The organism is Epilithonimonas arachidiradicis (assembly GCF_003610695.1).
In the GTDB taxonomy this organism is placed as follows: domain Bacteria; phylum Bacteroidota; class Bacteroidia; order Flavobacteriales; family Weeksellaceae; genus Epilithonimonas; species Epilithonimonas arachidiradicis.
Genome location: NZ_RAQH01000001.1, coordinates 38,102 through 55,417 on the forward strand (window position 1 = coordinate 38,102; position 17,316 = coordinate 55,417).

At 36.3% G+C, this 17,316-nt stretch carries 18 protein-coding genes; 9 read left to right on the plus strand and 9 right to left on the minus strand.

Features of this window, described 5'->3' with window-relative positions:
* The first annotated feature begins 64 nt into the window (after positions 1–64).
* Genes hemH through BXY58_RS00210 form a run of 3 tightly spaced genes read left to right on the plus strand, consistent with a single transcriptional unit; the run spans position 65 to position 1,968 of the window.
* Positions 65–1,123 (plus strand): ferrochelatase, encoded by a 1,059-nt coding sequence (hemH, locus tag BXY58_RS00200; RefSeq protein WP_120211796.1) that lies wholly within the window; start codon positions 65–67, stop codon positions 1,121–1,123.
* 12 nt (positions 1,124–1,135) lie between these two features.
* Positions 1,136–1,516, plus strand: a complete 381-nt coding sequence (locus tag BXY58_RS00205; protein ID WP_120211797.1) for a VOC family protein — start codon at positions 1,136–1,138, stop codon at positions 1,514–1,516.
* A 5-nt stretch (positions 1,517–1,521) separates the two neighbouring features.
* Positions 1,522–1,968 (plus strand): DUF1572 family protein, encoded by a 447-nt coding sequence (locus tag BXY58_RS00210; protein WP_120211798.1) that lies wholly within the window; start codon positions 1,522–1,524, stop codon positions 1,966–1,968.
* A 363-nt stretch (positions 1,969–2,331) separates the two neighbouring features.
* Here BXY58_RS00210 and BXY58_RS00215 read toward each other — a convergent pair whose 3' ends face one another.
* Positions 2,332–3,954 carry an ABC-F family ATP-binding cassette domain-containing protein gene (locus BXY58_RS00215; RefSeq protein ID WP_120211799.1) on the minus strand — a complete coding sequence of 541 codons (1,623 nt, stop codon included), beginning with the start codon at positions 3,952–3,954 and terminating at the stop codon, positions 2,332–2,334.
* A 72-nt stretch (positions 3,955–4,026) separates the two neighbouring features.
* Between BXY58_RS00215 and smpB the strand changes: the two genes are divergently transcribed.
* From smpB to BXY58_RS00230, 3 genes are all read left to right on the plus strand, one after another.
* Positions 4,027–4,491 (plus strand): SsrA-binding protein SmpB, encoded by a 465-nt coding sequence (gene smpB, locus BXY58_RS00220; RefSeq protein ID WP_120211800.1) that lies wholly within the window; start codon positions 4,027–4,029, stop codon positions 4,489–4,491.
* A 67-nt stretch (positions 4,492–4,558) separates the two neighbouring features.
* Entirely contained in the window at positions 4,559–6,046 is a 1,488-nt protein-coding gene (locus BXY58_RS00225; RefSeq protein ID WP_120211801.1) for an OmpA family protein, read from the plus strand.
* Positions 6,047–6,143: 97 nt separating this feature from the next.
* Positions 6,144–6,884, plus strand: coding sequence for a YebC/PmpR family DNA-binding transcriptional regulator (locus BXY58_RS00230; RefSeq protein WP_120211802.1), 741 nt, complete (start codon positions 6,144–6,146; stop codon positions 6,882–6,884).
* Between the two features lie 73 nt (positions 6,885–6,957).
* Here BXY58_RS00230 and rpmA read toward each other — a convergent pair whose 3' ends face one another.
* Together rpmA and rplU are read right to left on the minus strand one after the other, a co-directional pair.
* A complete protein-coding gene (rpmA, locus tag BXY58_RS00235; RefSeq protein WP_007842221.1) occupies positions 6,958–7,215 on the minus strand; it encodes a 50S ribosomal protein L27 in 258 nt (85 codons plus the stop codon).
* Positions 7,216–7,243: 28 nt separating this feature from the next.
* Positions 7,244–7,639, minus strand: a complete 396-nt coding sequence (gene rplU, locus BXY58_RS00240) for a 50S ribosomal protein L21 (RefSeq protein ID WP_120211803.1) — start codon at positions 7,637–7,639, stop codon at positions 7,244–7,246.
* Between the two features lie 376 nt (positions 7,640–8,015).
* On the opposite strand from rplU, the gene BXY58_RS00245 reads away from it, so the two are divergent.
* The 3 genes from BXY58_RS00245 to BXY58_RS00255 all read left to right on the plus strand — a co-directional run bounded on the left by BXY58_RS00245 (position 8,016) and on the right by BXY58_RS00255 (position 11,318).
* On the plus strand, positions 8,016–9,518 hold the full coding sequence (locus tag BXY58_RS00245) for a GH3 auxin-responsive promoter family protein (protein WP_120211804.1): 1,503 nt from the start codon (positions 8,016–8,018) through the stop codon (positions 9,516–9,518).
* Complete coding sequence (locus BXY58_RS00250) at positions 9,515–9,880, plus strand: hypothetical protein (RefSeq protein WP_120211805.1); 366 nt, start codon at positions 9,515–9,517, stop codon at positions 9,878–9,880. The genes BXY58_RS00245 and BXY58_RS00250 overlap by 4 nt, the downstream gene beginning before the upstream one ends.
* 202 nt (positions 9,881–10,082) lie before the next feature.
* A complete protein-coding gene (locus BXY58_RS00255; protein WP_120211806.1) occupies positions 10,083–11,318 on the plus strand; it encodes an MFS transporter in 1,236 nt (411 codons plus the stop codon).
* A 53-nt stretch (positions 11,319–11,371) separates the two neighbouring features.
* Here BXY58_RS00255 and glmM read toward each other — a convergent pair whose 3' ends face one another.
* From glmM to BXY58_RS00285, 6 genes are all read right to left on the minus strand, one after another.
* On the minus strand, positions 11,372–12,754 hold the full coding sequence (glmM, locus tag BXY58_RS00260; RefSeq protein WP_120211807.1) for a phosphoglucosamine mutase: 1,383 nt from the start codon (positions 12,752–12,754) through the stop codon (positions 11,372–11,374).
* 67 nt (positions 12,755–12,821) lie between these two features.
* Positions 12,822–13,820, minus strand: coding sequence for a DUF4421 family protein (locus BXY58_RS00265; RefSeq protein WP_120211808.1), 999 nt, complete (start codon positions 13,818–13,820; stop codon positions 12,822–12,824).
* A 47-nt stretch (positions 13,821–13,867) separates the two neighbouring features.
* Positions 13,868–14,011, minus strand: coding sequence for a FeoB-associated Cys-rich membrane protein (locus tag BXY58_RS00270; RefSeq protein ID WP_120211809.1), 144 nt, complete (start codon positions 14,009–14,011; stop codon positions 13,868–13,870).
* A gap of 7 nt (positions 14,012–14,018) precedes the next feature.
* Positions 14,019–16,046, minus strand: coding sequence for a ferrous iron transport protein B (gene feoB, locus BXY58_RS00275; RefSeq protein WP_120211810.1), 2,028 nt, complete (start codon positions 16,044–16,046; stop codon positions 14,019–14,021).
* The gene (locus BXY58_RS00280) at positions 16,046–16,300 is read right to left on the minus strand and encodes a FeoA family protein (RefSeq protein WP_120211811.1); all 255 of its coding nucleotides are present in this window, start codon (positions 16,298–16,300) and stop codon (positions 16,046–16,048) included. The genes feoB and BXY58_RS00280 overlap by 1 nt, the downstream gene beginning before the upstream one ends.
* Positions 16,301–16,397: 97 nt before the next feature.
* On the minus strand, positions 16,398–17,294 hold the full coding sequence (locus BXY58_RS00285) for a GLPGLI family protein (protein ID WP_120211812.1): 897 nt from the start codon (positions 17,292–17,294) through the stop codon (positions 16,398–16,400).
* Between the last annotated feature and the right edge of the window lie 22 nt (positions 17,295–17,316).

Genomic DNA, 17,316 nt, shown 5'->3' on the forward strand with positions numbered 1-17,316 from the left:
ATTTAGTTGATAGTTTTCGGTTGTCAGTTGATTGACTTCCGAAAAAGAATAAAATAATTTCAAATTGGAAACCAACAACCAACAACCGACAGTCAATAGCAAAAAAGGAATTCTCTTGGTCAACCTCGGCTCACCGAAGTCAACGGATGTCAAAGATGTTAAAGAATATCTCGACGAATTTTTAATGGATGAAAAAGTCATCGATTATCGCTGGATTTTCCGAGCATTATTGGTTCAGGGAATCATTCTGAAAACCAGACCTAAGAAATCGGCAGAAGCTTACAAAACGGTGTGGACGGATGAAGGTTCGCCTTTGATTGTGATTTCAAAAAAACTGCAGGAAAAACTTCAGGAATTAGTGGATGTTCCGGTTGGTCTGGGAATGCGCTATGCGGAGCCATCAATCAAAACCGGCATTCAGGAATTGGTAGACCAAGGTGTTACAAATATTACTTTGTTCCCGCTTTATCCTCAATACGCAATGAGCACGACGGAAACGGTGATTGACAAAGCCGAGGAAGTTCGACTAAAATTCTTTCCAGACATTAAAATTAATTATGTAGAACCGTTTTACGACCGCGAGATTTACATTGATGCTCTTGCAGAAAGTATCAAAGAAAAACTGCCTGCGGATTTTGATTTGTTGCAGTTTTCGTATCACGGTGTTCCGGAACGTCATATTTACAAAACCGACCCTACGAAAACCTGCAATATGAATACTTGCTGTCAGAAAGAGGATAATCCTTCGCACAAATTCTGTTATAGACACCAATGCTATAAAGTGACGGAGTTAGTTTGTGAGAAACTGGGCATTCCGAAAGAAAAGGCGTTAGTCACTTTCCAGTCCAGACTCGGAAAAGATAAATGGATGGAACCTTATACCGACGCAACCTTGGAAGGTCTTGGCAAGAAAGGCATCAAAAAACTGGCAATAGTTTGCCCGGCTTTCGTTTCCGATTGTCTCGAAACCTTGGAAGAAATTTCTGAAGAAGGCAAGGAAATCTTCCTTCACGGTGGCGGTGAAAGATTCGATTATATCCCGTGTTTGAATGAGGAACAAAGTTGGGTGAATGTGGTGAAAACGCTTTGTGAAGAAAAGCTGGACGATTTTTATTTTCATTAATTTCTAAATCCAATGGTTTTCCGATACGCAAGACATACTCAGAATCTGGAGAAGTTGATTGGTTTTTATACTAAAGTTTTGGACTTTAAAGTTCTTGGAGATTTTAAAGACCATAACGGTTATGATGGTGTTTTTCTTGGCAAGGACAATGAAAACTGGCATTTGGAGTTTACTCAGGATGGCAATGTTCCTCAATCTCAATCTGATGAAGATGATATTTTAGTTTTTTATCCTGAGACTTTGGAAGAATTCCAGAAGATTGTTGCCAATCTTGAATCTCATAAAGTTCCCATTCTGCAACCGAAAAACCCTTACTGGAAAGAAAACGGCATCTGCTTTGAAGATTGTGATCGCCACAAACTCATTATTTCTGACCTTAGAATCAAAAATTAAAACCGATGTTGTCTGAAACCTTAAACTCATTGTTTGAAAGAGATCTCAATAAAGTCATTGAAGAGCTTAATCTCTATCAATCGGAATCTAATATTTGGAAAGTTGAAGGAAATATTTCTAATTCTGCAGGAAATCTTGCTTTGCATCTTATTGGCAATCTCAAAACTTACATTGGAAAAGAAATTGGAAACTTTGATTATGTGCGAAACAGGGATTTGGAATTTGCGGATAAGAATGTTCCGAGAGCAAAAATCGTTGCTGATTTGAATGATACGGTTGTGATAATTAAAAATTCTTTGAAATCTGTATCTGATGAGGAGTTGAAAAAAGATTATCCGCTTTTGGTTTTAGGTGAAAAAACCTCAACAGAATATTTTCTGGTTCATCTTGCCACACATCTCAATTATCATCTCGGGCAAATCAATTACCACAGACGACTGGTAGAAAAGTAATCGAATTTATTTCTATGTGTTATTTAATTTGATTATTTTTTATTCAAATTATGTAGAGTTCCATTTTCCATTTCAAAGTACTTTCACCATTAGGATAAGTCAGCATCAGCCAAAACATCAACACACCTATGTTGAGTCTTGACAAAAGATTTTCATTATTACCGATATTTCTCTAAAATTAAAAAGCGTTCCATGATGAAACGCTTTTTTAATTTTGATTTTGACGAAAATTTGTTTTGTTGACAAATTGTTCTATTTTGCGAAGCGCGTCCCGGCCTGAGCGGAGCTCTTTTTGTCTTGTCTCCTGAGACGAGACAAAAAAGCGGGAGCGGAGGACGGATAAAGACGCCCAAATTACTTCATTTAAGAATACATCTGCTCTTGTAATTCTTTGATTTTTTTGTCTCCAAGGTATTCGTCGTAAGTCATATCTCTGTCGATGATTCCTTTTGGCGTCAACTCGATGATTCTGTTACAAACGGTTTCCAACAATTCGTGGTCATGAGATGATAACAAAATGTTGCCTTTGAAGTTGTTTAAGGAGTTGTTCAAAGTGGTAATACTTTCCAAATCTAAGTGGTTGGTTGGCTCATCCAAAAGAAGGACATTCGCCTTCTGAAGCATCATTCTACTGAACATACAACGCATTTTTTCACCTCCGGAAAGAACTTTACAGGATTTAAGCGCTTCATCTCCGGAGAATAACATTCTTCCTAGAAAACCTCTCATAAACTCCTCGTGTCTTTCCTCATCATTCTTGGTGAATTGTCTCAACCAATCTACCAAGTTAACATCGTCCTGGAAATAATCCGTGTTATCCAAAGGCATATAAGACTGGTTCGTAGTTACGCCCCAGTTGTAAGTTCCTTTATCCGCTTCCGTAGTTCCGGAAATGATTTGGAAAAACTCGGTAATCGCCAATGAGTTTCTGGAAATTACCGCTACTTTATCTCCTTTTTTAAGATTAAGATCGATGTTTGAGAACAGTAACTCACCGTCTTTTGTTTTTTCGAGTCCTTTTACATCCAGAATCTGATCACCAACTTCTCTTTCGATATCGAAAATGATGGCTGGATATCTTCTTGAAGATGGTTTGATATCATCGATATTTAATTTGTCGATCATCTTTTTACGTGCAGTTGCCTGTTTAGCTTTAGCAACGTTTGAACTGAATCGTGCGATGAAATCCTGTAATTCTTTTTTCTTTTCTTCTGCTTTTTTATTAGCCTGGGCTCTTTGTCTTGTTGCCAACTGAGAAGCCTGATACCAGAAAGAATAGTTACCGGTATAAAGGTTCAGTTTTGAATAATCTAAGTCTCCAATGTGTGTACAAACGGCATCTAAAAAGTGACGGTCGTGAGAGACAACAATTACGGTATTTTCATAATCTGCAAGGAAGTCTTCTAACCAAGCGATAGTTGAGATGTCCAAGTCGTTGGTAGGCTCATCCAGAATCAAAACATCAGGGTTTCCGAACAATGCCTGAGCTAGCAAAACTCTTACCTTGTCCTTATTTTCCAATTCTGACATCATTTGCCAATGCATATCATCTTTGATTCCAACGTTAGAAAGCATTGTTTGTGCATCGGCTTCCGAGTTCCAGCCGCCCATTTCGTCATAGATAACACCTAGTTCTCCCGCTTTGATCCCATCTTCATCAGAAAAGTCTTCTTTTGCATAAAGTGCATCCATCTCTTCTTTGATCTCGAAAAGTCTTTTGTTTCCTCTAAGAACGGTTTCTAATACTGTGAAGTTATCGTAAGCAAAGTGATCCTGTTCCAGAACAGACATTCTTTTTCCCGGCTCCAAAGAAACATTACCGGAAGTAGACTCCTGCTTGCCACTTAATATTTTAAGAAATGTAGATTTCCCGGCGCCGTTAGCCCCGATTATCCCATAACAATTTCCTTTCGTGAATTTTATATTAACTTCGTCAAAGAGAACTCTCTTCCCGAACTGTAGTGATAAATTAGATACTGTTAACATATAGTTTTGTAAATTTGTCTGCGAAATTACGAAAATTAGTTGGGATAGTGAAGTGTCACCAATCATTAACATATGAAAGTTAAAATCGAAAAATCTGTTAATATATTTAACAAGCGCGCCCGTTTTGAATATGAAATCCTGGAAGAATATGAAGCCGGAATTGTATTGACTGGAACTGAAATAAAATCGCTCCGTTCTTCCAAAGCATCCATTACAGAAAGCTTTTGCCAGTTTATTGACAATGAATTGTATATCATTAATATGATGATAGATGAGTATAAGTTAGGGACTTTTTACAACCATAAAACAAAAAGGGAACGGAAGTTGCTACTGCATAATTACGAATTGCAAAAACTTAAAAAAAAGTTAAAGGATGTTGGGAATACGATAATCCCTTTGAAGCTCTATATCAACAATAACGGAAAAGCAAAATTGCTCATTTCACTTGCCAGAGGTAAAAAACTGTATGATAAGAGAGAGGCTATAAAGGACAGAGAAAATAAAGTAAACATCCAGCGATTGTTAAAGAAAAACTAAAAAAACTTTGTTTATAAAGAAAAATTATATTTATTTTGCATTATCAATTATTTAATCATTTAATTCTATGAAAAATCTAAAATTAGGAATTTCAGCATTGGCGCTTACTGTTGCCTCTACTGTTTTCGCACAAACTACTACCAATAAGTGGGTAATAGGAGTAGGTGCTCATGGAGTGAATCACGTTGCTCAAAGAAACAATTTCAGCAATACGTTCTCATTCAACAATTTTAAAGAAAACTTATTTGGTGTTTCTAAGTATTCAATTACGCCACCATTATCTAAACTAACTGTTGCAAGAAGCCTTAGCAAAGGAATCGTTCTTGACTGGCAAACTACTGTTGGGAATGTTGACAACAAGAGATTTGGAATGGATAAAGAATTCTTCTTAATGACAGGTCTTGGGGTTCAATTCAAAGCAGCTGGTCTTCTTTGGGATGAAGAATCTTGGTTTGATCCATATTTGAGAGTTGGTGCTAACTACCTGAGACATGATTATACAGGTCTTACCTTCCCAACAACTGATACTAAATCAGGTGAAGTTTACTCAGCATATAACAAAGACGGAGATCTTACAGGAAAAGCAAATCACTTTACTGTTAGTACAGGTGCAGGTATTAATTTCTGGGTAACTAAAAACTTTGGTTTAGGTGTTCAAGGGGATTATGTAACTACTCCTGTAGATAAGTCTAGTGTTGCTAACTTCTGGCAAGCTTCTGCTTCATTATTGTTCAGATTCGGTAATACAGACAGAGATAAAGACGGAATTCCAGATAAAGATGACAGATGTCCTGATACACCAGGTTTACCTGAGTTCCAAGGATGTCCTGATACAGATGGAGATGGTATCCCAGATATCGATGATCAATGTCCAGATGTAGCTGGTCCAAAAGAAAACAACGGTTGTCCTTGGCCAGATACTGACGGCGACGGAGTATTAGATAAAGATGATGCTTGTGTTGACGTTCCTGGTCCAGCAGAAAACAAAGGTTGTCCTTGGCCAGATACTGATGGTGACGGAGTATTAGATAAAGATGATGCTTGTCCTACAGTTCCAGGTCTTCCAGAATATCAAGGATGTCCTAAGCCAGCTTCTGCTTATGCTACTGAAGCAACAGGTGCTCTAACAAACATCTTGTTCGATTTCAACAAAGCTACATTAAGACCAGAATCTGCAGGTAAAATTAATCAAGCTGCTGAGATCCTTAAAGGAGCTAAAGATGCAACATTCCTAGTAACTGGTCACACAGATGCTAAAGGAGCTGAAGCTTATAACTTGAAATTATCTAGACAAAGAGCTGCTTCTGTAGTTGCTGCGTTAGAAGCTCAAGGTGTATCTGCAAGCCAATTGAAATCAGTTGGAGTTGGAGAAAGAGATGCTAAAGTTTCTGAAAAAGCTTCTGATGCTGAAAGACAAGCTGATAGAAAAGTTGTAGTAGAGGCTGTAAATGGCGCTGCTTGGGAAGCTCTTCAAAAATCAGATCTTCCAGTTGTAGAGAAAAAAGTAGTTAAGAAAGCTCCAGCTAAAAAGAAAGCTACTAAAAAAAGAAAATAATTAATCATTATTTCTAAATAAAAATACCTCCAAGTAATTGGGGGTATTTTTTTTATTTCTATAATTCAGTATTTTTGCACAAATAAATAATCATAAAATGGGAAGAGCGTTCGAATATAGAAAAGCTTCAAAAATGGCCAGATGGGATAAGATGGCTAAAACATTTTCAAAAATAGGAAAGGATATTGCCTTGGCAGTAAAAGCTGGTGGAACCGATCCTGAATCTAACCCTGCATTGAGGAGATGTATTCAAAATGCCAAAGGTGCTAATATGCCAAAAGATAATGTCGAAAGAGCAATCAAAAAAGCAAGTGGGGCTGATGCGGAAAATTATGAAGAAATCACTTATGAAGGCTACGGACAAGGCGGAGTTGCCTTCTTTGTAGAATGTACAACTAATAATCCAACAAGAACTGTAGCGAACGTTAGGGCAATTTTCAACAAGTTTGACGGTAACCTTGGTAAGAATGGTGAATTAGCTTTTATCTTCGACAGAAAAGGTATTTTCACTATTGAAAAGTCTCAAATCAAATCCGAATGGGATGATTTCGAAATGGAAATGATTGACGGTGGCGCAGAAGAAATTGACCAGGACGAAAATGAAGTTTTGATTACAACAGCATTCGAAGATTTCGGTTCGATGTCTCATAAATTAGACGAACTTGGAATCGAGGCAAAAAGTGCCGAATTACAAAGAATTCCTAACAATACCAAAGGAATGACCGACGACCAGTTCAAGGCCAATATGAAGATGTTGGAGCGCTTTGAGGAAGATGATGATGTTCAGAATGTTTTCCATAATATGGAATTCACAGAAGAACAATTAGAGTTGATGTAAAAGAGGAAACATAATCGTAAAAAAATCCCGACTGAAAAGCCGGGATCTTTTATTTTTTATAAAACGCTGTTGATTATGCGTTTGGTTCAACAGAAACGAAAGATCTGTTGTTTGCTTTCTTTCTGAAAACTACTTTACCGTCTACCAATGCAAACAAAGTGTGATCTTTACCCATACCAACATTTTCACCTGGGTGATGTTGCGTACCTCTTTGTCTGATGATGATGTTACCGGCAATAGCTTCTTGACCTCCGAAAATCTTAACACCTAGTCTTTTAGAGTGAGATTCTCTACCGTTTTTGGAACTACCGACTCCTTTCTTGTGTGCCATTTTATTTTAAGCTTTTTTGGATTAAAAATTATTCAGCAGATTCGCTGGTTTCTGTTACTTCAGCTTTAGCAGCTTTCTTAGGAGCAGCTTTTTTAGCCTCTTTTTTCGCACCGTCAAATCCAGTAATACCAGTTACCAAAATTTGAGTTAATTGCTGTCTGTGACCATTTTTCTTAGCATAACCTTTTCTTCTTTTCTTTTTGAAAACGATTACTTTGTCAGCCTGAACGTGGTCAAGAATTTCTACATCTACGGTGATACCGCTTACAGCCGGGGCACCTACAGTTACTGCACCGTTCACAGTAAGAAGAACTTTGTCAAAAGAAACTTTCGCACCTTTATCTCCTTTCAAACGGTTCACAAACAACTTTTGGTTTTGCTCAACTTTGTATTGAAGCCCTGCTATTTCTACAATTGCAAACATTGTTTATAAATTTTTATAATTATTCGAGGTGCAAAAGTAAACATTTTGTTTGTAAATTACAACATTAATTGCAAATATTTAATTGTCTGATATTTAATATTGATTTGGGCAGCTTAATCCCCCTTCCGCTCCCAATCTTTTCACTCCACTTCGTTGCGTAAAAAGGATTTCCGCTCAAGTCGGGCTGCGGATTCAACGTAAAACAAACTTTCAACATAAAAACAACATTAGTCATTCAAACTCATCTTAGCGAAGCGCCTTTGTGACCTTAAAACATTTAATGTAAAAAGAATCTTTGCGGACTTTGTGTTTAAAAAATATACACATACATAAATTTACAAGAAAGCTCTAAATTTGACAATTGAAAATTTTATCAATGCTAAATTTCATCAAGAAAAACATTGCGCTCATTTGGGCAAAAAAACATATCGAAAAATCCAAAATTTTTAAAACCAATGCAATCAAAGATCAGCAGGATTTACTTTTGGATTTGGTCAAAACGGCGGAGAAAACATTATTCGGAAGAGAACATCAATTTGAAACTATCAAAACCATTGTAGATTTTCAAAATAAAGTTCCTGTTGCAGATTACGAAGATCTGAAACCATACATAGAGAGAGTCAAAAAAGGACAATCCAAAATCCTTTGGCCAGATTTGCCGGAGTATTTCGCAAAAACGTCTGGAACAACTTCAGGCTCCAAGTATATCCCGATTTCCAAAGAAGCAATGCCCTTTCAGATTGCAGCTGCTCAAAGTGCGATTTTCCATTACATCGAGAAAAAAAATAATGCAGATTTTATTGGTGGAAAAATGATCTTTCTTCAAGGCTCTCCCGAGCTGGAAGAAGTCAATGGAGTAAAAACCGGCAGATTGTCAGGAATCGTTGCGCATCACATTCCAAATTACCTTCAGAAAAACAGATTACCAAGCTGGGAAACCAACTGTATCGAAGATTGGGAAACCAAAGTAGACAAAATCGTGGAAGAAACCGAGAACGAAAATATGACTTTGATTTCCGGAATACCACCTTGGTTAATTATGTACTTTGAAAAACTGATTGACAGACACAACAAAAAAATCACTGAAATTTTTCCGAATCTTCAACTGATTATTACAGGTGGAGTAAACTATGAACCTTATCGTGATAAGATGAACGAATTGTTGGGAAAACCTGTTGACATCGTTCAGACTTTTCCTGCTTCGGAAGGTTTTTTTGCGTTTCAGGATGATTATACAAAAGAAGGATTATTGCTTTTGACCAATCACGGGATTTTCTACGAATTTATTCCACTCGAACAATACGGGAAACCAAATGCAGAACGATTAACATTGAAAAACGTTGAACTTAATAAAGATTACGCTTTAATTTTGACGACTAATTCCGGACTTTGGGCTTATTCGATTGGAGATGTTGTACGGTTTATTGATAAAAATCCGTACAGGATTTTGGTAAGTGGAAGAACGAAACATTTTACATCTGCTTTTGGAGAACACGTGATTGCGTTTGAAGTGGAAGAAGCTTTGAAAGCTACGGTTGAAAAATTTCCTACTCAGATTACAGAATTTCACCTAGCGCCAGAAGTCAATCCCACTGAAGGTCTGCCTTACCACGAGTGGTTTATTGAGTTTGAAAAAGAACCAGATAATTTTGAAGCCTTCAAAGCTGAATTGGATTTGCAACTCAGACAACGGAATACTTATTACGATGATTTGATTTCCGGAAATATTCTGCAACCTTTAGTCATTACAAAACTGAAGAAAAATGCTTTTCAGGATTATGCTAAATCTGAAGGGAAATTAGGTGGGCAAAATAAAATTCCGCGCCTGGCAAATGATAGGAAAATTGCAGTATATTTGGCGAAACTAAATTTAAAATGAAAACTTTTTCTTTTCTTATTTCTTTGCTCCTGCTTTTACAATCTTGCACGACAGCTATCTACAGAAACAATATCAATAAGAATGATTTTTCTGCAGTCGAAACAGGAAAAAGATATACATTCTACGAGAACAATAAACCTAAATACAAAGTTCGGGTTTCTGCTGTAGAAGATGACAAAATTGTCGGCGTTACTAATAACCAAGAAGTGACTATTGCAAAAAATGATATAAGAGTCATCAAAAAGAATAATTCTAAAGGAACAACTGCTATTGTTGTTGGCTCCGTTGTGGGTGTAGCTGGTTTTGTTGCGCTAATCGCCGCTTTAGTTAACAATTCTACATCTGATTATTATTACTACTAAGTTTTATAATTGAGAACGTTTTAGCCTGATAAAGTTGAATCGTTTTTTTTATGACAAAGTTTTCTGACTAGCCCCGATTGCAGTGAAAATCCTTTTGCTTTTTTTTGAAAAGGAAAAGATTGTAACGGAAAGCGGGATTAAGCGCCTAAAAATTTAGGGCTTTATGTGGAAGTAATTGGCGTACAACGACTACTTTTGCATAATGATTTCTTTTACACCACTTCGAGTTTTAAAAAATATAGAATTTCGTCATCTTCTTACAGGAAGATTTTTCCTGATTATTGCTTTCAGGATGCTCGCAACCTTGCTAGGTTGGTGGGTTTATCAGTTGACAAAAGACCCGTTTTCCATTGGTTTGATTGGACTTTCTGAAGTGATTCCTGCGGTTTCCTGCGCACTTTATGCCGGTCATATTATCGATATGAACGAGAAGAAAAAACTGCTGTTGATTTGTAATTATGTTTATGTCATTCTGATAAGCCTGCTTTTGATTCCTGCATTTTTAGGACACAGGATGCATTTTACAGGACACGAGATCACATATTTTATTTATGTAGTTATTTTTTTTACAGGAATTTCCCGTTCGTTTCTTGGCCCATTGGTTCCAAGTATGATTCCGAGGATTGTAAAGCAGGAAAATTTGCCATACGCTGTGACGCTGAATCAAGCAACATTTCTAATTGCATCTGTTTCAGGACACGCTTTAGGTGGTTTTTTGATTGCTTTGATTACGATAAAATGGACTTTGGTGGTGATTGTTTGTAGTATGATTCTCGCTTCTTTATTTTTCTGGACGATTAATCAACAACAATCTGAAAACAAAAAGAAGGACGTCAAAGTCTTCGAAAGTATGAAGGAAGGCTTGGCTTACATCTATAAAACGAAGGAAATTCTAGGCGCTCAAATGCTGGATATGTTTGCGGTTCTTTTTGGTGGAGCCGTGGCGATGATTCCAGTTTTTGCAAGCGATATTCTGAAGGTGGGCTCGGAAGGTTTTGGATTGCTGAATGCAGCTTCTGATATTGGTTCGATGTTGATTATTATTACTTTATCATTAATTCCATTGAAGAAAAATCAAGGAAAAATTTTGCTTTGTGTAGCAACTGGATTTGGATTGTGTATTATCGGATTTGGATTGTCGAAAATGTATTGGCTGTCATTCGGATTCTTAGTTCTGAGCGGAATGTTGGACGGAATAAGTGTTGTGATTAGAGGGACAATTGTCCAGTTGAAAACGCCTGAAGAAATCCGAGGAAGGGTTCTGAGCGTGAATTCGATTTTCATAATGTCGAGTAATGAATTGGGACAATTTGAAAGCGGATTGACTGCAAAATTAATGGGCGTTGTACGTTCTGTAGTTTTTGGTGGAACAATGACAGTTTTGACTGCGTTGTTTATTGGAGCGACTTCTAAGAAGTTGAGAAAGATGGAATATTAATATTCTTAGAAATATTACAAAATAAAAAAGGAAGCAAATTGCTTCCTTTAATTTTATATCAAACTTCTGATTTTCGCAATCATATCGTCTCCGAGTTTATCTGCTTCTTCCTGAGAAAAAGCTTCGGTATAAATCCTGATAATCGGTTCTGTATTAGATTTTCTCAAGTGAACCCAATTTTCTGCAAAATCGATTTTCACGCCGTCTACTGTTGAGATTTCTTCGTTTTTATATTCTTCCTGAACTTTCACCAACAAAGCATCAACATCAATCTCAGGAGTCAATTCGATTTTCTTTTTGCCCATAGAATAGGCCGGATAACCTGCTCTCAGTTCAGAAACCGTTTTGTTTTCTTTTGCTAAATGAGTCAGGAATAATGCAACACCAACCAAAGAATCTCTTCCATAATGCAAATCAGGATAGATAATACCACCATTTCCTTCGCCTCCGATTACAGCATTTTTTTCTTTCATCAGGTTAACTACATTAACTTCACCGACAGCGCTTGCAAAATATTCTGAATCCAGATTTTTCGCAACATCTCTCAAAGCTCGACTTGAAGAAAGATTAGAAATAGCAACCCCTTTTTTCAGCTTCAAAAGATAATCTGCAACAGCAACCAACGTATATTCTTCGCCAAACATTTCACCTTTTTCATCAATCAAAGCCAGTCTGTCAACATCCGGATCCACGACGATTCCCATATCTGCACCTTCTTTTTTTACCAAGTCGCAGATGTCGCCAAGATGCTCTTTCAAAGGTTCCGGATTGTGCGGGAAATGTCCTGTTGGTTCGCAATATAACTTCACCACTTCAACACCCAATTTTTCCAAAAGTGGTGGAATAGAAATTCCTCCCGTAGAATTAACCGCATCCAAAACTACTTTGAATTTCTTAGCTTTTATTGCTTCTACATCTACAGTTGGCAATTCCAAAATCTTCTGAATATGAATATCAAAACCGTCTTCTCTGGTTTCATATTTTCCCAGATCATCCACTTCTGCATAATTGAAATCTTCATTTTCTGCCAAAGCCAAAACTTCTGCACCGTTTTCTCCGTTGATGAATTCGCCCTTATCATTCAGTAATTTCAAAGCGTTCCATTGTTTTGGATTGTGAGAAGCAGTAAGGATAATTCCGCCGTCAGCTTTCAGTTCAGGAACCATTACTTCTACGGTTGGTGTTGTAGAAAGACCTAAATCAATTACATTAATTCCCAAACCTTGCAATGTAGAAGCGACCAAAGAAGAAACCATTTGACCAGAGATTCTCGCGTCTCTTCCGATAACTAGGGTTAAGTTTTTTTTATTTTTATTATTCTGAAGCCAAGTTCCGAATGCCGAAGCAAATTTTACCACATCAAGCGGTGTCAAGTTATCATTTACTTTTCCGCCGATAGTACCTCGGATTCCGGAGATTGATTTTATTAATGACATTTATTTTAAGGTTTTTTTTCTGATTGCAAATGTATTAAAAAGAAGTGATTTGAGTTTTAACTTAAGATTACAACGCTGGGATTTTGTCTTTAATTTTATCATAAATTCTCTTCACTTTAGCTGGCGGATTCAATCTATAACCAATAAAAAAGAGAACGTAGAAATCATTTTCATAAATGTTTGAACCATTATCTTTATAATGATTTCCAGCGTAATTGAACTTGGATCCAAAAAATATTTTCTCTGAATTGTAACCCAAATGAAGTCCGGCGCCAAAGTTTTGAGTGAAATAGTTAGCTTTATCTCTTTCACTTTGATTGACATCATTTTTATAATTGCTCCATTTTTTTCCTAATCCACCATATAAATAAGGCGCAATATTGATTTTTTCTGTAAGAAGATAATTGTAATGATAACCCAAATCTACACTCAGATCCAAACGTTTTTCACGAGATTTTATATCATTCTGAATGTCGGAGAATATAACATATTCATAATTGAAAGCAGGAACGAAACTTCCACTGCTTTTCGTTTGCCATTCTTTTTGATAGTAAATTCCTTTCAAGGAAAAGTCTTTATTAATAATGTAAGAAGTGGATCCTCCGAAGCTCTGAAACCTCAAATTAGGAAAAGTCAAATAAGGATCTCTATTTTTTCTCCAGTTATCAATATAATCCTGTGTATTTCTCAAATAATAACCTTTGCTGTTTTTGTAAGAAATTGTCTGGATAAAGTTTTTTGGAAAAAATCTGAAAGTATAACTGGTAAAACTGCTTTTTCCCTTTAGGTGATTATTGTTTCCGATTATAAATTTTGGCGCAAAAGATATGCTTGCACTTACGAATTTGTAATCGATGCCAATCGTTGTATTAATTTGATTGTTGAGTGCTAATCTTGGAGTAATGCTTAAGTCTTTGGATGTGATGACGAGTTCATTTGTATTCGTATCAATATTTAGTCGAAGCATCAATTTTTCATCGTAAGAAATCACATTATTATTAATGCTGTCATTTTGTGCAAGTGTAAAAATGCAGAAATGAAGCAAAATAATAGCAAGAATCCGCATTGTTTAGTTCTAATTTTCTAAAACTAAAATACTAAAAACATTCTGGATTAAGAACATCCGCAATTAGGCCCACAGTTTTTTCCTTTGTCTTTCTTAGAAAACGTTTTTGAGAATTTTCGGACAATCGCATAAACTGCAGCTAAAATGATAACGCCAACTATAATATATTGTATAAGTAATGAATTGTCCATTTTAAAATTACTTTAAAATCTGATAAACAATCAAAGCCGAAAAGTATGCCAAAAAGGTCATTGAAACAGTTTGTAACATTGTCCACTTCAAGCTTCTTGTTTCTCTATAAACTACGGCAATTGTCGAAATGCATTGCATCGCAAATGCATAGAAAATCAAAATCGAAACGCCTGTTGCAAAGCTGAAAACTTTTTCGCCGTTTGGATGAACGTCTAGTCTCATTTTCTCGATCAGTTTTCCTTCAGGTGCTTCATCATCCAGACTGTAAAGGGTAGATAATGTACCAACGAAAACCTCTCTTGCTGCAAAACTTGTCAGGATTCCAATTCCCATTTTCCAATCATAACCAAGCGGAGCAATCGCAGGCTCCATCGTTCTTCCGATTCTTCCAAGATAAGAATGGTCCAATGAAGAATCTGTTGCTAAAACTTCGTTTTTATGTTGTGGCGGACCAAAATAACTCAAAGCCCAAAGAATAATACTGACTGTGAAAATTACTTTTCCGGCTCCCGAAATGAATTCCCAAACTTTACCCAAAACCAATTTGAAATCATATCCGAACAAAGGCATTTTGTAAGTTGGTAGATCCATTACCAAGAAACTTTTGATTTTCGTTTTGATAAAACTTTTCAGGATAAAAGATGATAACAAAGCCATCAAAAAACCTATCAGATACATTATCATCAAGGCGATTGCTCTGTACTTGATGCCATAAAAACTTTCGTCAGGAATAATCAATCCGATAATAATACTGTAAATAGGAAGCCTCGCAGAACACGTCATAAAAGGCGTTACAAGAATTGTAATCAATCTTTCTTTGACGTTTTCGATATTTCTGGTGGACATAATCGCCGGAATTGCACAAGCAGTTCCGGAAACCAAGGGAACGATACTTTTTCCATTGAGACCGAAAGGTCTTAGCATTCTATCCATCAGGAAAACAACTCTCGCCATATATCCCGAATCTTCCAAAAGATAAAGGAAATACAAAAGAATTCCAATTTGAGGCGCAAAAACCAAAATCCCACCAATTCCCGGAATGATTCCGCTGGACACTAAAGAATTGATTGGTCCTTCCAGAAGATGCTCTCCTGAAAATTCTGATAACCAAGTGAAGAAATCTTCTATCCAAGTCATTGGATATTCTGCTAAGAAGAAAACGCTTTGGAAAATCAATAATAGGATTAATAAGAAAACAACGTAACCCCAAAATTTGTGAACCAAAACTTTATCCAATTTTTCAGTTAATAACTCTTTTAACTGAGGTTTTTTCTCCGTGATTTCAGAAGTAATTTTATCAATATTCTGATAACGTCTTACCGTTTCTGTGATTTGTAATCTTTTTGGAACACTGCATTTGGTATCTTCCTGAGTGATCATCTCGTGGATATTTTCAATTTTTCCGAGATAAGTATCTGCTGCTAAAAGTGTCCAGATTTTGTAAAGATTCTTTTCAGAAGTATTAGAAGAAATCTTATAAACCAAAGATTTTTGTTCTGGTGGAATTTCAAAAGAATTGGTCTCCGCAATTTTGAATTCATTATTAAAAACCGCCTCACGAACCGATTCTATTCCAATATTATTTTTAGCGTTGGTTTCAAAAACCGGAATACTCAGAATCTGTGAAAGCTTAGAAATATCGATTTTTATTCCTCGTTTTTCGGCTTCATCCACTTGATTCACTACCAAAATCGCCGGAATTCCCAAATCCTGAATCTGCTGAAAAAGAAGCAAACTTCTTCTCATATTGATAGCATCAGCAATGTAAACAACACCGGAATAATCTTCCTGAATCAGATAACGAGAAAAAATAGCTTCGTCCTCAGAAGTTGGATAGATGCTGTAAGAACCGGGTAAATCGATAACTTCGATTTCCTCGTTTTTGTAAATATAATTTCCGGAATGGCTGGCAACCGTAACACCAGCATAGTTTCCAGTCTTTTGTTTTCTGTTACAAAGGATATTGAAAAGTGTGGATTTCCCGACATTGGGATTTCCTACCAAAAGAATTTGTTTTTGCTTTTTGTCCTGCATTACTCCGAAACTTCTACCTGAATAAATCTTGCTTCTGCTTCTCTCAGGGCAATTCTGGTTTTATCCGAACCGTATTCTATATAAAGAGGTCCATTGAAAGGAGCCTGATAAAGAACTCTGAAAATGGTTCCCGGAAGCAATCCCATTTCGATGATTTTGGTTGGCATCTGAAGGTTTTCATTATCATAACCAAGAATTTTCCCGATTTTGTTTTTCGGAAAACAACAGAGTTTATCGATGTGTTTTGTTTGCAAGACTAAAATTTTTGGACTACAAAGGTAGCTTATTTCAAATAAATCTAAATAAGATGTTTGTCATAAAAAAACCGGAAACTAATTTCCGGCTTTATGTTTATTTTTTCTTTTTCTCTGTAACCTGTGGAACTTCTATCGGGTTGTCTGTAGATTTGAAGAAATCGTTTAGCATTTTTTCTTGATTCTTCAGCATTTCACCAATAGTAAGGTCGCTTCCCGGCATTTTCATAGAAAGCATATTTTGTGGAACCTGAGTTCTTACTTCTGCCATCGGATCTTGTTTGAAGGCAGCATAAGCTTTTTCGAATTTATCTTTAGCAATCGTTTTCTTCTCATTGCTCATCCCGTATTTTGCATTAACTTCTTCTGCGTAAGTGAATTCTTTCCAGTCTTTCACCGATTTGTTACCAGATAATAACCAAGAGTAATTTTTTTCATCGTCTTCAATCTTCACAATTAATCCCGGCAATCCGTAGAATTTGTAAGGTCCATCTTGGAAAGGAATATCAGTTGAGAACCAAGCAGTCCATTTTCTTCCTCCAAACTCAGTTGTAGCTTTTTGGGTGTTATAAGTTCCAATTTTTTCTTTGTCAGTCAGTATTTTCCAATCAAATTTTAGACTTTCCTCGTAGGCAAAAAGATTTCGGTTGATTCTGTCAACATACATTTCTGTCATTGCAGGATAATTCTTGTAGATTTTATAGGAGAACTTTGGCCATCTTATCATTTTGGACATATCCTTGAAAGTCTTTGTTTTTTCCATTTCTTCAACTGCAGATTTGATGATAGAATCTTGCGCAGGCAAAGTAAAATCCTGATAAATCGATTTGTCTTTAGCAATGTCAAGTGTCGTCATTACTTTATCCAATCTTGCGGAATCCTTTTTTGGTTTATATGTCAGTTCATAGAAGAAACGGTTGGCTGTTTCTTGTGCGGAAACCACTAATCCTAGTAACAGCAAAGGAAGAATGACTAATTTTTTGAGAGATTTCATATTTTTTATTTTCTTGTTTCTG

Coding starts and splice junctions, on each gene's coding strand:
- feoB (WP_120211810.1), bottom strand. CDS start 16,046: ATGCAGGACAAAAAGCAAAAACAAATTCTTTTGGTAGGAAATCCCAAT.
- BXY58_RS00230 (WP_120211802.1), top strand. CDS start 6,144: ATGGGAAGAGCGTTCGAATATAGAAAAGCTTCAAAAATGGCCAGATGG.
- BXY58_RS00285 (WP_120211812.1), bottom strand. CDS start 17,294: ATGAAATCTCTCAAAAAATTAGTCATTCTTCCTTTGCTGTTACTAGGA.
- glmM (WP_120211807.1), bottom strand. CDS start 12,754: ATGTCATTAATAAAATCAATCTCCGGAATCCGAGGTACTATCGGCGGA.
- BXY58_RS00225 (WP_120211801.1), top strand. CDS start 4,559: ATGAAAAATCTAAAATTAGGAATTTCAGCATTGGCGCTTACTGTTGCC.
- BXY58_RS00265 (WP_120211808.1), bottom strand. CDS start 13,820: ATGCGGATTCTTGCTATTATTTTGCTTCATTTCTGCATTTTTACACTT.
- BXY58_RS00210 (WP_120211798.1), top strand. CDS start 1,522: ATGTTGTCTGAAACCTTAAACTCATTGTTTGAAAGAGATCTCAATAAA.
- BXY58_RS00205 (WP_120211797.1), top strand. CDS start 1,136: ATGGTTTTCCGATACGCAAGACATACTCAGAATCTGGAGAAGTTGATT.
- BXY58_RS00215 (WP_120211799.1), bottom strand. CDS start 3,954: ATGTTAACAGTATCTAATTTATCACTACAGTTCGGGAAGAGAGTTCTC.
- rplU (WP_120211803.1), bottom strand. CDS start 7,639: ATGTTTGCAATTGTAGAAATAGCAGGGCTTCAATACAAAGTTGAGCAA.
- smpB (WP_120211800.1), top strand. CDS start 4,027: ATGAAAGTTAAAATCGAAAAATCTGTTAATATATTTAACAAGCGCGCC.
- BXY58_RS00245 (WP_120211804.1), top strand. CDS start 8,016: ATGCTAAATTTCATCAAGAAAAACATTGCGCTCATTTGGGCAAAAAAA.
- rpmA (WP_007842221.1), bottom strand. CDS start 7,215: ATGGCACACAAGAAAGGAGTCGGTAGTTCCAAAAACGGTAGAGAATCT.
- BXY58_RS00250 (WP_120211805.1), top strand. CDS start 9,515: ATGAAAACTTTTTCTTTTCTTATTTCTTTGCTCCTGCTTTTACAATCT.
- BXY58_RS00270 (WP_120211809.1), bottom strand. CDS start 14,011: ATGGACAATTCATTACTTATACAATATATTATAGTTGGCGTTATCATT.
- BXY58_RS00255 (WP_120211806.1), top strand. CDS start 10,083: ATGATTTCTTTTACACCACTTCGAGTTTTAAAAAATATAGAATTTCGT.